Here is a 14824-nt window from a genome sequence, read left to right as displayed (position 1 = left end):
AAGAGAACCTCAGGAAGGCTGATTGTCTTTACAGTCGCCGCTGCCCGGCCCGCCGTAGCGGAACGTTCGGGAGTTCACGACGGTCACCGGGTAGGCCTTGGTCGAGGAACGCATCCACATCGCCACCTCCGGGCCGTTGATGTAGGTGATGGTCGTCATGAACGCCGAGATGCTCTTCTCATTGACCCCGACGGCGGCGGGCTTGCCGTTGCCCATGTCGGTGCACGGGTTCTCGGTGGCCGCGGCCACCTCGCCGAAGACCTGGACCAGACCGGAACGGCTGAACTTGACGCCCTCTTCGTTCCACAGCGACTCCGGGAAGTAGCCGATCCACTCCGAGTCGTAGGCGACCCACCAGGAGCCGTTGAAGTTCTGGATGGCGAACTTCTTCACCGTGTCGGCGGGGAGAGTGTCGCCCGGCTTGATGGTCTTGCTGTACTGCTGGAAGCCGCAGCCGTTGTAGCAGCTCTCCTCGTCGTTCACCCAGTGGTAGACGAACAGGTGCGGGTCGTCGTCGCCGTTGACCACGCGGTCCACGTTCCAGCCGATCTCGACGATCTGGTCGCCGTCGGCCGACTGGAGCGCCAGCTCGCCGAGCGTGTGGTAGTCGCTGCGGGCCAGCTCGGGCTTGGCGATGGACATGTTCGCGTAGAAGCCGTCGGTCTCGGCCTCCTGCGAGCCCACGTTGTAGAGGTAGTACGCGGTGGGGCTCGGCCTGCCGGCGCCGCTCGGCTCGGGCGCGGCCGACTTCGTGTTGTCGGTGGCCTTCGGCGTCGACTCCTCGGTGGCGGGCGCCTCGGTCGACTCCTCAGTGGCCTCGGGCGCCGTCGTCTCCTCGGGGGCGGCCGTCGTCTCCTCGGGGGCCGGGGCCTCCGTGGCCTCCGTGGCCGGCTCGTCCGACGGTTCGGGCGACGCGGGCGGCGGCTCGGGCGGCCGGATGTTCGTCCGCTCCTGCCGCAGGCCCGTGTTCTTGGCCCAGCGGCCCTTCGGCGCATACCGGCCGCGCGGCTGGGTCGAGCCGCTCGTGTCGTTGGCCGCGGCGTCGAAGCCGTCGGCCCGCAGGGACTTGCTGGAGGCGCCGGCACGGCCCTTGCGAATCTTCTCGGGGCGCTGGCCCCAGGGCAGGAGGGCGGGCGGCGTCGCGAGGCCCACCTCGGCGGCCGGGGCGGCTGCCGGCTGCTGGTCTGAGGCGCCCGAAATCTGTTCCGCACCCGCGTTCAGGGTCGAGGCAACGCCCAGGGCGCCGACCACGGCTAGCGCTAGGCCGGCGGCCAACAAGCCGCGGCGTGACTTCAACACGTGTCCGTCCTCGTTGATCGTGGGGTCGGAGGTTCGGGCGAGGTGGCCTCCGGCACCGGTTCTCGGCGGCGCTGGTCACCATATAGCTTTCTCGATTCCCGTTGACCCTGCTGACGGGATTTCCGCCTTAACGGCTGAGGCCCCCAGCCGATCCGGTGATTCAAAGCCCAATTTCGACGACGCTGCGTGTCGGCGCGATCGCTGAGGGCGGCTTTTCACTCGTTGTTCGGAAAGAGGCAAAGCGCTATGAGCTTCTTTCAGGTCTAGCGTTGAGCCGTGGTCGGTATCCGCGCGTTGTCGCTGTCCGCCGACGGGGTGGGGATGCACACCCTGGCCGAGGTCGAGGGCCTGCTGGAACAGCCCGGCGTACTGGTGTGGGTGGACATTCCGGAGTGCTCCGAGGAAGCGATCACGTGGCTCACCGACGTGTTACGTTGCCACCCTCTCGCGGTCCGCGACTGTATGCAACGGAATCGCGTGCCACGTGTCCGGATTTATCCGCATCAACAGCTGTTGATCCTTCACGGACCGGAGCGGGGACCGTCCGGACACGTCCACTATCTCGAGCTCGATCAGATAATCGGCGAAAAATACGTCGTAACCGTGCACGGCCCGATCAATCCGAACCTTTCCCTCGAGGTGGCGCTGCGCGAGACCGACGGGGTGCGCCGGCGGCTCGAGGCGGGGCGATTACGGCCCGATTCGCCGTACGAGCTCTCGTACGCGATCACGTCGGCCCTCATCCACCGGCTGGAAGCCTTCATCGAGGAGGTGACCACCGACGTGTGGCACCTCGAGCAGCGGGTCACCGGCGGCCACATGGGCAACCCAGAGGAGTTCCTGGAGGAGCTGTTCTCGGCCCGGCACGGCCTGCTCGCGGTCCGCACGATGGGGGCGCTCGGCGCCGAGGTCTACGGCCGGATCGCCGCGCTGGAGGCCCGGATCCCGGCCGACGACCTGCCGCTGGTCAACGACGTGGTGGACCAGCTCACCCGGATCCGCGGGCTGGCCGACGGCGAGCGGGAGTACCTGCAGGGCGTGATCGAGTTCTACCGCGCGCGGGCCGAGACCAAGATGACCGTGGCCGCCGAGCGGCTCGCCGTGATCGCCGTGGTCACGCTGCCGATCACGGCGCTGTCCTCGGTCTACGGCATGAACATCATCGTCAATGGCCACACCAAGGTTCCGCAGCTGGTGGCGGTCCTGCTGGTCATGGCGGTCATGTCCGCCCTGCTTCTTACCTGGGCCAAACGCCGCGGCTGGTGGTGATGGCACCCATCCGGCGCGACGCGCGCGCCGAACCGCAGGCATGACGTGCGAGCTTGTGCGGGACCGGGTCGACAACCGCTATCGGCTGATCAGGGTGCTGGGCGAGGCCGGACCCGGCCGGGTCTGGCTCGCCGAGGACGAGCTCCTCTGGCGCCGGGTCGCGATCCAGGAGGTCGCCGACGGGGTCCCGCTGAAGGAGGCGCTCGCCCGGCTGCACGTCGTGAAGATCTTCAACGCGGTCGACTGGGACGGCCGGACGTGGATCGTCATGGAGGCCGCCATCGGCGTCGCGCGCCCGGTCGGCCCGCGCATCGCGGCGCCCCGCACCAACGGCCCCGGCTGGCGGGGACGCGCGGCCGTCCCCTCCGCGTCTCTCACATCGCGGAACGGATTTGACCGCTGATCACCAACCGGGCCACCATGGCGTTCATGCAGCGGACGGGTATCCCTCTCGTCGCCGACCTGGCGACCGATCTGGCGCACTGCGCCAGCGCTTGCTGTCCCAGCTGACCTGCGATTCCTCGCAACTCGCAGCACTGATCGGCTGACTTACGCCCCACCTGCCGCGCCAGGCGCTATCCTTGGCCGCATTCGGGCGGTAAACCTATAGGACAGATAGGCAATGCATACAATCGAGGAGCTTCCCGTGACGGCCGTCGACCTTCGCCTCGACCACCTCGCCATCGCCGCCCAGTTCGCGGCCGCGCCCGAGCAGTGGCACGTCGCCCCGCGCTTCAACCCGGTGAGCCGCTGGTACGAGCGCCTCCACGTGGCCGACGACCACGAGGTCTGGCTGCTCACCTGGCTGCCCGGGCAGGGCACCGACCTGCACGACCACGGCGGCTCGGCCGGTGCGTTCCACGTCTTCGCCGGTACGCTCACCGAGGACACCGTGACGACCCCGGCCGGCGCGGCGCCGCACATCTCCGGCCGCGAGCTCGGCGAGGGCGCCGGCCGCCGGTTCGGCAGCCGGCACATCCACCGCATCACCAACCGCTCCTCGCGCCCGGCAGTGAGCATCCACGTGTACGGCCCGGCGCTCACCACGATGACCCGCTATCGCCTCGGCGGCGACGGCCTCGAGGTGCTCAGGGTCGAGAAGGCCGGGGTGCAGTGGTGACCGCGGTCCTGACTCCCCCGGCCGGCTCGACCGGCATCGACCAGATCCTCGCCACCGCCCGCGCCCGCCTCGACCGGGTCGGCCCGCACGAGACGGCCCAGGCCCTGCGCCGCGGCGCCATCCTGATCGACATCCGCCCGGCCGCCCAGCGCGCCCAGTTCGGCGAGTTCCCGGACGCGATCGTGATCGAGCGCAACGTCCTCGAGTGGCGGCTCGACCCGCGCAGCGACGCCCGCCTGCCGTTCGCCAACAGCTACGACCTCGAAGTGATCGTCACCTGCCAGGAGGGATACACGAGCAGCCTGGCCGCGGCGTCGCTGCAGGATCTCGGCCTGCAGCGGGCGACCGACCTCGACGGCGGCTTCAAGGCCTGGCGCGAGGCCGGTCTCCCAGTCCTCTAGTGCGCGCTCGCCTCCTCGGGCCTGGCCTTCTTCGGGAGCAGGAAGGCCAGCCCGAAGGCGAGCACGAGCAGCAGCAGGGTCACCCCCGTGGTCCAGATCGTGGCGTCCTGGAACCCGGCGCGGACCTGCTCCTGGCCGTACGCCTGAATCTCGGCGGACGGTGAGCCGGCGCCCTCGCAGCTGGCCGGCACCACGTCGGGGTCGTCCTCCGCGGTGCGGTCGCGCAGGCAGTCCCGCAGCCCGGTGATGACCGCGGGCTGCGCGTCGGACGGCACCCCCGAGATGGTCAGCACCGTGCGCAACTCGGCGGTCGAGCTGTCCACGTGGGACACCACCTGGCCTGGCAGGATCGCGAAGAAGATCGTGCCGAGGACCGCGATGCCGAACGCCCCGCCCAGCTGCTGCACCGAGGTGAGCGCCCCGGACGCCGAGCCGGTCTCCTCGTGCTCGACGCCGGCCAGCACGATGTTGAAGAACGGCGCCATCGCCAGGCCCATGCCGGCGCCGAGCAGCACCATCGCCGGGATGAAGTGGTACGGCGTGATGCCGGACCCGGCGAGCCGCACGGTCACCGCGAAGCCCACGGTCGCGACGATCATCACGGCCGTGCCGATGAGCAGCAGCTTCCGGCCCATCTTCTCGGCCAGGCCCGCGCCCGCCGCCACGAAGCCGGCGACCGTGCCAAGCGCCTGCGGCAGCGTGGTGAGGCCGGCCTTGAGCGGCGAGTAGCCGAGGCCGATCTGCAGGTAGAACGTGAAGACCAGGCCGGTGCCGATGAGCGAGGCGAAGAAGACCAGGCCGACCGCGAGCCCGCCGGAGAAGGCCCGCTTGCGGAACAGGCTGGGCGTGACCAGCGGGTCGAGGCGCCGGCGCTCGCGACGCGTCTCGTACCTCGCGAACAGGCCGAAGACGATGACGCCGGCCGCCAGCAGCACGAAGCACCACACCGGCCAGTCCAGCTCGCGGCCCTGCACGAGCGGGTAGAGCAGCAGGAACGCGCCGACCGCGGCCAGCAGCACGCCGAGCACGTCGAGATTTGGCGCCTTCTCGCTCTTGAACTCGGGCAGGAACTTGATCGCGCCGAAGACCGCGAACAGGCCGAGCGGCAGGTTGATGAAGAAGATCATCCGCCAGCCGGCATCGAGGTAGTTCGCGTCGACGAGCCAGCCGGCCAGGATCGGGCCGCCCACCGAGGACAGGCCCATCACCGGCCCGAACGCGCCGAACGCCTTGGCCTGCTCCCGGTCGGAGAACATCTGCTTGATCATGCCGAGGCCCTGGGGCAGCATGACCGCGCCGAACAGGCCCTGCACGGCCCGGCCCACGATCAGCTGGGTGGGCGACTGGGCGATGCCGCAGGCCAGCGAGGCGAGCGTGAAGCCGGCCGCGCCGATCAGGAACATGCGGCGGCGGCCGTAGATGTCGCCGAGACGGCCGCCGGTCAGCAGGCCGATCGCCATGGCCAGCGTGTATGCGGCGCCGAGCCACTGGATCAAGCTGTACGACCCGCCGAGCTCCAGGCGGATCGACGGGCCGGCGATGTTGGTGACCAGGGCGTCGAGCAGGTCCATGACCTCGACGCTCAGGATCACGAAGAGCGCGACCCAGCGGTAGCGGTAGGCGCTCGCGACCGCGGGACTCGCGGGGTTCTGAACAGCGTTCGTTGTCACGAACACCGTTCTACTAGCGAACATCGTTCGCGTCAAGGTAAATTAGCCGACGATGAAGGAGTCACCGTTCCTCCGCCGGGCGATCAAACCGCAGCGCCCCGCCAAGGCGCCGCTGAGCCGCGACCAGATCGTGCAGGCCGCCCTGCGCATCGTGCGGGTCGAGGGCATCGACGGCGTCAGCATGCGGCGCATCGCGGCCGAGTTCGACACCGGCCCGTCGAGCCTCTACGCCCACGTGGCCAACAAGGACGAGCTGCTCCAGCTCATGTTCGACGAGATCTGCGGCCTGATGCCGGTCCCCGCGGTCGAGCCCGGCCGGTGGAAGGAGCAGATCCTCGAGATGGCTCGCGACGGCCACCGGGTGCTGCTCGACCACTACGACCTGGCCCGCGCCGCGCTCGCCACGATCCCCACCGGGCCCAACGCGCTGCGCATCTCCGAGGCCATGCTGGGCATGATGCTGGCCGGCGGCCTCCCGCCGCGGGTCGCTTCCTGGGCGATGGACCGCATCTTCCTGTACATCACCGCCGACGCGTACGAGATGTCCATCTGGCGCGGTGAGGTGGGCGCGGCCGGCACCGACCGGGAAAGCTTCGTCGCCGAGCTCGGCAACGACCTGATGAGCTACTTCGAGCAGCTCCCCGAGGACGAGTTCCCGCACCTCCGCAAGCACGCGAAGGACATGGTCGGCGGCGGGACCGAGGAGCGTTTCGAGCTCGGTCTGGCGATGCTCGTCGATGGGCTCGACAAATATGTCACGAAATGAGCGATCAACGATGTCTTCAACATCGACTATCCCGGGCCGTCACCCGTAGTTGATCTGACCAGTTTTGTTGATACTGGGTCGCATGGAAGGCCTACCGGTCCCGGTCACCGCGTTCGGTCCACTGCACCTGCACGCCCTGCGGGTGCACCGGCTGGCAAACACGGGCCGGGGCCACGAGGCGATCCAGGCGGCCGACGCCTACCTCGCGCTGGCCCGGCTCTGCGGCGACCGGAAGACCATTCCCTTCCTGGTGCAAGGCAAGATGTACGCCAACCTGAACATGGGCCGCTTCCAGGAGGGCGCCGAGCTCGCCGCCGAGCTGCTGCGCATGCACCGCGCCACCGGTTCGGCCCTCGGCGAGGCCAAGACCCTGTGCGACCTGGCCCAGTTCGACGTGCTGCGGTCCCGCTACGTCGACGGCATGCGCAACCTGGCCCGCGCCTCGGTGCTGCTCGACCTGCCGCATCCCGGCCGCGACCGCCGGACCTCCGCGCTCTGCTCGTTCGCCGAGGCCGCCACCGCCGCCGAGATGTACGAGACCGCCTCCGCCAGCTACGAGCAGCTCAGCGAGGCCACCTCGGCGTTCGACCTGGTGCACGCGACGACGCTGCTCTACTGGGGCCTGCGCCTCGACCACATCGGCCGCCACGACGAGAGCGCCACCCGCCTGCGCCGCAGCGCCGAGATCACCCGCCGGCACGTCGACCAGCGCCCCGACGACGTCGGCCCGGCCGCGATGCTGGCGCTGGCCCTGGCCAAGCTCGGCGACGTGATCCCCGCGGAAAAGCTCGCCCGCGACGCGATCCTCCCGCTGCGCCAGGCCGAGAGCTTCCAGTACGCCCGCATGGCCCACCTGGCGCTCGGCATCAGCCTGCGCGCCCAGGGCGCCCTGCACGACTCGCGCACCGAGCTGGTCGCCGCCCGCGAGCTGTGCGCCTTCGGCGGCCGCCCCGACGAGAAGCCGATCATCCGCTTCGAGCTGGCCCTCACCGCCCTCGAGATCGACGGCGGCCAGTCCAGCCAGGACCTGTTCGACGCCGTCGAGGGCCAGGCCCGCGAGCTGTGGCGGGTCCGCATGCAACGGTTGGCGATGCTGCGCCAGGCCCGCCAGCAGGAGGAAGCCGAGGCCGCGCGGGCGCGGGCCGAGCGCGAGGTCCTCCGCGACCCGCTGACGGGTCTGGGCAACCGCCGCCGCTTCGACCTCCTGCTGGACCGCATCGACTCGGCCCGCCTGACGCCGCCCTTGGTGCTGCTGCTGGTGGACGTCGACCATTTCAAGGCGGTCAACGACGCCTACTCCCACTCGGTCGGCGACCGAGCTCTGCGCGAGGTGGCCCGCATTCTGCGCGCCCATTGCCGCGCCGAGGACGTGCCGGTCCGCTACGCCGGCGACGAGTTCACCCTGTTCCTCCGCGGCGACCTGGCCGTCGGCCGCGAGGTGGCCGAACGCATCCGGGCCGCGGTCGCCCACTCCGACATAATCCCCGGCGTCCGCCTCACGGTGAGCGTCGGCCTGGCCACCCTCACTCCCGACATGACCGGCGAGGCCCTCTTCCGAGCCGCCGACGACCGCCTCTACGCCGCCAAATTCAGCGGCCGCAACACCATCGCCTCCTGATTTTTCCGATACGCGCGACGGCCTCCCCAACCGCAAGTGCGCCGCCCCTGCGCACAGCGCGATCTCCGTGCCACACCGGCCCGTGCCGCGACCGCCGGGCTGAGCTCAGTGGCCGGCCGCCCGGGTTCGTGCACGGCCGACGTGGCTGCCGCCCGTCACGGTTTCCGTCGGCCGAGCTGGGCCGCCATGCCCGGCGCGTGCGTGGCCGACGTCGCTGCCGCCCGTCACGGTTTCCGCCGCCCGAGCTGGGCCGCCATGCCCGGCGCGTGCGTGGCCGACGTCGCTGCCGCCCGTCACGGTCGTCGTCGTGCCGCGCCGTCAAGCGATCTTGATGACTTGCTGCGTGCGGCGCGCACTAAGACGCTCCTATAGATGTCAAGCGGCGGGTTCGTGGGTGTTGGTGGTGATGAGTTGGTAGAGCTCGCGGGCTATGTAGCGTTTGAGGCAGCGGATGATTTCTTTTTTGGACAGGCCGTCTTTGGTGCGGCGTTGCGCGTAGGCGCGGGTGTTGGGGTCGCTGCGGAGCCGGACGATGGCGACGCGGTGGAGGGCGGCGTTGGCTTGGCGGTCGCCGCCGCGGTTGAGCCGGTGCCGGCGGGTTTTGCCGGACGAGGCGGGGATCGGCGCGACGCCGCAGAGCATGGCGAACGCGGCTTCGCTGGTGAGTCGCTGGTGGTTCTGGCCGACGGTGACCAGTAGTTGACCGGCGATGTCGGTGCCGACGCCGTGGGCGGCGGTCAGGGCCGGGTTGATCGCGGCCACCAGGGGTTTGAGCAGGCTGTCCAGGTCGGTGATCTCGGCCGTCAGGTGCTGGTGGCGGCGGGCCAGCGAGCGCAGGGCGATTTTGGTGGCGGTGGCCGGGCTGGCGGCGTCGGCTCGGTCCGGCCGCAGGTTCGCGCAGGTGCCGATCAGTTCTTTGACGCTCAGCTCGCGGAGCCGGGCGCGCAGCTGGTCGTCGGCGGTGACGATCAGGGCTTTGATCTGGCGTTGGGTGTCGGCGCGCTGGTCGATGGCGCTGCGCCGGGCCAGCCGCAGGTGGCGCAGGGCCTCGACCTGGCCGTCGCGTTGTTTCGGCAGGCCGGTGCGTTCGCCGGCCAGGGCGGTCTTGGCCGCGGCGATGGCGTCGATCGGGTCGGACTTGCCCTGTGACCGGCGGGTCTTGCGGTCCGGGCGGTCGACCTCGATCACCTCAACGGCCGCGGCGCGCAGCCGGCGGGCCAGCCCGGCACCGTAGACGCCGGTGCCCTCGACGCCGACCCGCCACAGCCGGCCGTGCCCGCGCATCCAGGCCAGCAACGCCTGATAGCCGGCCGCCGTGGCCGGGAACTGCTCGGTGCCCAGGACCCGCCCGACCAGGTCGATGACCGCCGCGGTGTGAGTGTCCAGGTGGGTGTCGACGCCGCCGACGACATCGAAAAGGGCCGGGTCAGGTGTAATGGAGGGCATCGTCGTCCTGTCGTTCGTGACTGTGGGCAGGGCGGCACGCACCGGCCGGGCAACGATGGACAAGACAGAGATGGGGCCTCTGGCCAGGCTCCTATGAAGTCACAACGCCACGACCCGGCACGTGCACGAGCACCTCCCGACCGGAGCCGACAAGTCTTACGAAGGACCCGAAGTCAGTCATCAAGCGGGTCAGACCCCGGCGGGAGGTGCTCACCCACCATCATCTCTGTCATCAAGCCTCGGCGACTCTCCCCGACCGACGGGGGATATAACCGGATATTTCCGGCGCGCGCGCCGGAGACTTCCCGCATGCTGAACGCCTCGCCCAGCGGCTGGGACACCCCGTCAGCAGGCGGGATCTGCTCCCGCTTTCCGAGAGCCACCGTCCACATCGCGGGAGCTGCAGCCGGCAGCGCCAACCTCGGTCGTCCCACCCCCGCGCCGTGGCAGCCGAGCCTGGGCGTTACAAGGGTTTGACGACGCCCGATTTGCCGCTGTAGAGGCTTCGGGAACCGTCGATGTCGCGTGGGGTGTCGGGGGCGTCCAGCCAGATGATGTACGGCGCACCCGACGTCAACCCGGTGATGGTCGTCGATACCGTGCAGCCCGAGCCCGCGTTGACCGTCTGCCAGGACGGCTCCGGCTGCGGGCCCGCCACCAAACCCTGGGGCACCGCCGTGACGCGGTAGGTCGGCCCGTACGCGGAAGGCCACTCGATCTTGAATCCGCCCGCGACCGGGGTGATGTTCATCGGGATCAGCACCTGGCCGGAGTCGGGCCAGCCGACCGTGCAGGACGCCGCGTCGGTCGGCAGGAACGACACCGGTGGCAGGCCGGCGGGGCGCGAACCGGTGTACCTCGGGGCGCGCGCGCTGGGTGTCGGGTTCCCGGAGTCGAAGAGCACCCAGGGGCCGGCGGTCGGGGTCGGCGACGACGACGAGGCGCTGGGGGTCGAGGCGCCGCCGCAGCCGGTCAGGCAGAGTGGCAGCGCCGCCAGCGCCAGCGCGAACGACCGGCCTCGCATCCGACCCCTTCCCCGCGGCTTCCCCTACCTCCCGATCGGCCTGTGCGCCGCCGCGCTTAGCGGCGGCGCGAACACCCAACCCCCCGCGAGCAGGTCGTCGGTCGCCCGCACTGCCGCGCGCAGGCGCTGCGCATAACTTCCGGTCAATTCCCGATTCCGTACGCCGTGAGCACCCAACTCGTCGCGGAAGCGCCCGGTCATCCACCGGCGGAGGTGCTCCCCGTCGCGCAGGCCGTCGTCTTCGAACGGCACCCCTTCGTCGTCGGTGAGCAGATAGAGGTCGGCCGGGCGCACCAGCTCCCGCACGGCCGCCGAAGCGCTGCCGAGGTAGCGCTCCTCCCAGATCGTGGTGGCGAACGCGTCGGTGTCGCAGAACAGCACCGGCGACCCGTCGCGGGCCGCCGCGTCCGCCATCGCGTTCTGCGTCGCGGCGACCGTCGCGAAGTCGTCGCGGTCCCAGGTCACGTCGAAGATCGTGGCGCCCGGCGCGAGCGCTGCCAGCTTGCGCTCGGTGAGCTCCCGCCCGAACTCGGGCACCCATCGGGTCCGCCCCCACACCCCGCCGCGCAGCCGATAGTGCCGGGCCAGCGCCCGCGCCATCGTGGTGGTCCCGCTCGACTCGGCGCCCACCACGACGACCCGCTTCGCCAGCCAGCCGCGCACTCCCGGCCCGAGCATTCCCCAGTGCCCGATCGGGTCGGCCCGCACCGCCGTCCCCGACACCGGCACCTTCTCGCGCGGCAGGTCGACGATCACCGGCGTCGCGTGGAAGCGGGCCGCCAGCTCCACCCCGTACGCCTCGGAGGAGAAGACCGCGTCGACCCGGTCGGTGCCCGCCGCGGCGCGGAAGACCGCCACGTGCAGCTCCCACGCCTGCGGGTCGTCGTAGTCGATCGGGTGGTCGTCGTGCACGCCGACGAAGCGCACCCGCTGACCGTGCTCCTCGCGCAGCCACTCCAGGCGCAGCTCGAGCGGCACCGACTCGGCCGACGACGGCGCGACGACAACGGTCACCCGCTCGCACTCGCGCTCCGCCGCCCTGATCAACTCGTGGTGCCCGAGGTGCGGCGGGTAGAACTTCCCGACGATCAGACCGTGCCCGAACCTCACGCCGCGACCACCTCCCGGCGGGCGGCCCGCCAGGAGCGCAGGCCGAGGATGCAGAGGACGAGGAACGCCACGTACAGGATCGCGGTCAGCCACAGGTCCTTGTAGCCGTAGAGCGGGATGTAGATCAGATCCGCGGCGATCCAGAGCCACCAGCTCTCCACCAGCTTGCGCGTCTGGCCGTAGGTGGCGAGCAACGACAGCGCGGTGGTGACCGCGTCGGCGAACGGCACGGTCGACTCGGTGAGCCGGTCGAGGAAGAGCCAGAGCCCGCCGGTGAGCACCACTCCCGCGGCGGCCAGCGCCAGCCACTCGCGCGGCGTGGTCGAGCGGACGACCAGCCGGCTGCGGCGCTCGCCGCCGTAGAGCCAGGCCCACCAGCCGTACAGGCCGAGGACGACGTAGACGATCTGCAGGCCGGCGTCGGCGTACAGCCCCGCCGACCAGAACACGACCATGAGCAGCAGAACGTTGAGGATGCCGAGCGGCCAGTTCAGAATGTGCTGCCGCACGAGCAGGGCCACGTTCACCAGGCCGGTGGCGAACCCGAGCAGCTCGGCCCAGGTAGTCGGCGCGCCGAAGGCGGTAAACGCGGCGCTGGTCAACCAATCGATCACGCTGAGATCATTCCGGCTGGTCCGCCCGGTCCGCTGACCACCCCTGGAATCCGGGGCACTGGGTGGGGCCCAGTAGAGCAGCCGGCTACGACATTTCTCGGCCGTCGTCCACAGCGCAGCGGCTCACTCGCCCGGTGGCGGGCCGGCGGTGCCGCGGATGACCAGGTGGGGTGGGATGACGGTCTCGCGGTGGACGACGGGCGTGCCGGCGATGCGCTCGACCGCCCGCGACACCGCGAGCGTGCTCATCGTGTCGATGTCCTGGGCGACCGTGGTCAGGTCGATGTGGGCGAGCCGGCTGAAGCTGCTGTTGTCGTAGCCGACCACGCTGATGTCGCCGGGCACGTCGAGACCGCCGCGGCGCAAGCCGTCCAGCAGGCCGGTGGCGGACAGGTCGTTGAACGTGGTGACCGCGGTCGGCGGGTCGTCCAGCAGGAGGCGGGCGGCCCGGGCGCCGTCCTCCTCGCCGGAGCCGCCGGGGATGACCCGGATGAGCTCCTCGAGCCCGTGGCGGCGCATCGCGTCCTTGTAGCCCTCGCGGCGGTCGCCGGCGGCCACCCAGCGGGCGCCGTCGACGTGCGCGATCCGCCGGTGGCCCAGCCCGACCAGGTGGTCGACGGCCAGGTGGAGGCCGCGCGAGTCGTCGGTGCGCACCACGTCGACGGCGCGGTGGCGTACGGCCTTGAACATCACCACGACCGGCATGCGCTCGGCGAGGGCGGCCAGCTCGGCGGTCGGCGACAGCGGGCCGAGCAGGATCAGCGCGGCGCAGCGGTCCTGCAGCAGGCCGGCGAAGGCGGTGCGCTCGTCGCGGCGCGGGGTCACGGCGCTGAGCGTCAGCTCGTACCCGATCCGGTCGGCCGCGTCGTAGAGGCCGGTCAGCACGTCGTCGTGGAACGGGTGCTGCACGGCGAAGACGACGCCGAGCAGCCGGCTCTCGCCGCTGCGCAGCAGCCGGGCTCGGCTGTCGGGCTGGTAGTCGAGGCGGCGGGCCACCTCGAGGACCCGGCGGCGGGTGGCGGCGCTGGCGCCGGGCGCGTCCCGCATGACGATCGAGACCAGCGCGACCGAGACGCCCGCCTCGGCGGCGACGTCGGCCAGCGTGGGTCGGCGCTCCCCTGCCCGCATGACCCGGAAGTTTACGTGTGATCACTAGAACGTTCTACGACGCCACGGACTAGAACGTTCTAGAGTCGATCACGTGGAGAAACTCACCGCCGGCCGCCGCTGGGCAGCCCTGCTCACCCTCGCCCTCGGCGGCTTCGGACTCGGCCTGACCGAGTTCGTGGCCATGGGCCTGCTGCCCGACATGGCCCGCGACCTGCTGCCGGCCGCGTACGCGCACTCCAGCTCCGACGCCGTCGCCAAGGCCGGCTGGATGATCACGATCTACGCGCTCGGCGTCGTCGTCGGCGCGCCCACGATCGCCGCCCTCACCGCCCGCATGCCGCGCCGCCGCCTGGTGGTCGGCCTGCTGGGGCTGTTCGTGATCGGCACCGTGGCCTCCGCGCTCGCGCCCACGTTCGGCCTGGTGCTCGCCGGCCGGTTCCTGGCGGCCCTGGCCCACGGCGCGTACTTCGGCGCGGCCGGCCTGCTCGCCGCGGCCATGCTCGGTCCCGGCAGCCAGGGCCGCGGCTTCGCGATCGTGCTGGGCGGCCTCACCGCCGCGAACGTCTTCGGCGTACCCCTGATCACGAGCCTCGGACAGGCCGCCGGATGGCGGATCGCTTACCTGGCCGTGGCCGGCGTCTTCGCGCTGACCCTGGTGGCCGTGCTCCTGGTCGTACCCGAGGTCGCGGCGCACCCCGACGGCTCACCGCGAGATGAGCTCGCGGCCTTCCGCCTCCCCCAGGTCTGGCTCGCGGCGCTCGTCGCCGCGGTCGGTTTCGGCGGCTTCTTCGCGGTGAACAGCTACATCGCGCCCGTCACCACCCACGTCACCGGTTTGAGCGAATCTGCCGTCCCATGGGTGCTGGCGTTGATGGGCCTCGGCATGACCATCGGCAACGCGGTCGGCGGCGTCGCCGCGGACCGCAATCTCAAGCGCAGCGTCTTGCTGGGCTTCGGCGGGATGATCGCCGCGGTCGCCCTGTTCGGCCTGATCGCGCGCTTCCCCGTCGGCCTGTTCGCGGGCGCGTTCCTGATCGGCGCCGCCAGCCTCTTCGTCGGTCCCGCCCTGCAGGCCCGGCTGATCGCCGTCGCGCCCGGCGCCCAGCTGATGGGCGCCGCCGTCAACCAGTCCGCCAGCAACGTGGCCAACAGCGCCGGCGCGGCCCTGGGCGGCGCGGTCATCGCGGCCGGCTGGGGCTACCTCTCCGCCGCCTGGATCGGCGTCGCGCTGGCCGTGAGCGGCCTGCTCCTCGCCGTCGTCAGCTTCCGCGGGGACGCCCGCCCGACCGAACAGGCCCCCGAGCGGGAACCTGCACTCGTCTGAAAAACGCGCATCCTGAGCGGCCCACGTGCTGTTGTTGACAGCAAAGGCGCTGG

At 71.0% G+C, this 14824-nt stretch carries 14 protein-coding genes; 7 read left to right on the top strand and 7 right to left on the bottom strand.

Going from position 1 to position 14824, the window contains the following annotated elements:
- Positions 1-9: 9 nt before the first annotated feature.
- A complete protein-coding gene (locus ACQPZX_RS02185; protein WP_433373577.1) occupies positions 10-1299 on the bottom strand; it encodes a neprosin family prolyl endopeptidase in 1290 nt (429 codons plus the stop codon).
- Between the two features lie 276 nt (positions 1300-1575).
- Here ACQPZX_RS02185 and ACQPZX_RS02180 point away from each other — a divergent pair, with 276 nt between their 5' ends.
- The 4 genes from ACQPZX_RS02180 (at position 1576) to ACQPZX_RS02165 (ending at position 4089) form a co-directional block, all read left to right on the top strand.
- Positions 1576-2568, top strand: a complete 993-nt coding sequence (locus tag ACQPZX_RS02180; RefSeq protein ID WP_433373574.1) for a magnesium transporter CorA family protein — start codon at positions 1576-1578, stop codon at positions 2566-2568.
- 40 nt (positions 2569-2608) lie between these two features.
- Positions 2609-2971 carry a hypothetical protein gene (locus ACQPZX_RS02175; RefSeq protein WP_433373571.1) on the top strand — a complete coding sequence of 121 codons (363 nt, stop codon included), beginning with the start codon at positions 2609-2611 and terminating at the stop codon, positions 2969-2971.
- Positions 2972-3214: 243 nt separating this feature from the next.
- Positions 3215-3688, top strand: coding sequence for a cysteine dioxygenase (locus tag ACQPZX_RS02170; RefSeq protein ID WP_433373568.1), 474 nt, complete (start codon positions 3215-3217; stop codon positions 3686-3688).
- The gene (locus ACQPZX_RS02165; protein WP_433373564.1) at positions 3682-4089 is read left to right on the top strand and encodes a rhodanese-like domain-containing protein; all 408 of its coding nucleotides are present in this window, start codon (positions 3682-3684) and stop codon (positions 4087-4089) included. Before ACQPZX_RS02170 ends, ACQPZX_RS02165 begins: the two co-directional genes overlap by 7 nt.
- Here ACQPZX_RS02165 and ACQPZX_RS02160 read toward each other — a convergent pair.
- Positions 4086-5759 (bottom strand): MFS transporter, encoded by a 1674-nt coding sequence (locus ACQPZX_RS02160; RefSeq protein ID WP_433373561.1) that lies wholly within the window; start codon positions 5757-5759, stop codon positions 4086-4088. The genes ACQPZX_RS02165 and ACQPZX_RS02160 overlap by 4 nt on opposite strands.
- Before the next feature lie 52 nt (positions 5760-5811).
- Between ACQPZX_RS02160 and ACQPZX_RS02155 the strand changes: the two genes are divergently transcribed.
- The gene (locus ACQPZX_RS02155) at positions 5812-6525 is read left to right on the top strand and encodes a TetR/AcrR family transcriptional regulator (protein WP_433373558.1); all 714 of its coding nucleotides are present in this window, start codon (positions 5812-5814) and stop codon (positions 6523-6525) included.
- Positions 6526-6607: 82 nt separating this feature from the next.
- Entirely contained in the window at positions 6608-8143 is a 1536-nt protein-coding gene (locus ACQPZX_RS02150; protein ID WP_433373556.1) for a diguanylate cyclase, read from the top strand.
- A 375-nt stretch (positions 8144-8518) separates the two neighbouring features.
- Here the strand turns inward: ACQPZX_RS02150 and ACQPZX_RS02145 are convergent, their stop codons facing one another.
- From ACQPZX_RS02145 to ACQPZX_RS02125, 5 genes are all read right to left on the bottom strand, one after another.
- On the bottom strand, positions 8519-9589 hold the full coding sequence (locus tag ACQPZX_RS02145) for an IS110 family transposase (RefSeq protein WP_433384968.1): 1071 nt from the start codon (positions 9587-9589) through the stop codon (positions 8519-8521).
- A 463-nt stretch (positions 9590-10052) separates the two neighbouring features.
- The gene (locus ACQPZX_RS02140) at positions 10053-10613 is read right to left on the bottom strand and encodes a hypothetical protein (RefSeq protein ID WP_433373554.1); all 561 of its coding nucleotides are present in this window, start codon (positions 10611-10613) and stop codon (positions 10053-10055) included.
- A 24-nt stretch (positions 10614-10637) separates the two neighbouring features.
- Positions 10638-11723, bottom strand: a complete 1086-nt coding sequence (locus tag ACQPZX_RS02135; protein WP_433373551.1) for an AAA family ATPase — start codon at positions 11721-11723, stop codon at positions 10638-10640.
- A complete protein-coding gene (gene pnuC, locus ACQPZX_RS02130) occupies positions 11720-12337 on the bottom strand; it encodes a nicotinamide riboside transporter PnuC (protein WP_433373548.1) in 618 nt (205 codons plus the stop codon). The genes ACQPZX_RS02135 and pnuC overlap by 4 nt, the downstream gene beginning before the upstream one ends.
- A gap of 123 nt (positions 12338-12460) precedes the next feature.
- The gene (locus ACQPZX_RS02125) at positions 12461-13465 is read right to left on the bottom strand and encodes a LacI family DNA-binding transcriptional regulator (protein ID WP_433373545.1); all 1005 of its coding nucleotides are present in this window, start codon (positions 13463-13465) and stop codon (positions 12461-12463) included.
- Positions 13466-13538: 73 nt separating this feature from the next.
- Between ACQPZX_RS02125 and ACQPZX_RS02120 the strand changes: the two genes are divergently transcribed.
- Positions 13539-14771 (top strand): MFS transporter, encoded by a 1233-nt coding sequence (locus ACQPZX_RS02120; RefSeq protein WP_433373543.1) that lies wholly within the window; start codon positions 13539-13541, stop codon positions 14769-14771.
- Positions 14772-14824: the final 53 nt, after the last annotated feature.

This window comes from Actinoplanes sp. CA-142083 (assembly GCF_050942195.1).
In the GTDB taxonomy this organism is placed as follows: domain Bacteria; phylum Actinomycetota; class Actinomycetes; order Mycobacteriales; family Micromonosporaceae; genus Actinoplanes.
Note: the sequence above shows the minus strand (reverse complement) of the source record. Positions and strands in the feature narration are given on the sequence as shown.

Bases quoted from the DNA above. Each gene is read 5' to 3' on its own strand.
- ACQPZX_RS02125 (WP_433373545.1), bottom strand. From the start codon at position 13,465: ATGCGGGCAGGGGAGCGCCGACCCACGCTGGCCGACGTCGCCGCCGAG.
- ACQPZX_RS02155 (WP_433373558.1), top strand. From the start codon at position 5,812: ATGAAGGAGTCACCGTTCCTCCGCCGGGCGATCAAACCGCAGCGCCCC.
- ACQPZX_RS02140 (WP_433373554.1), bottom strand. From the start codon at position 10,613: ATGCGAGGCCGGTCGTTCGCGCTGGCGCTGGCGGCGCTGCCACTCTGC.
- ACQPZX_RS02150 (WP_433373556.1), top strand. From the start codon at position 6,608: ATGGAAGGCCTACCGGTCCCGGTCACCGCGTTCGGTCCACTGCACCTG.
- ACQPZX_RS02145 (WP_433384968.1), bottom strand. From the start codon at position 9,589: ATGCCCTCCATTACACCTGACCCGGCCCTTTTCGATGTCGTCGGCGGC.
- ACQPZX_RS02175 (WP_433373571.1), top strand. From the start codon at position 2,609: ATGACGTGCGAGCTTGTGCGGGACCGGGTCGACAACCGCTATCGGCTG.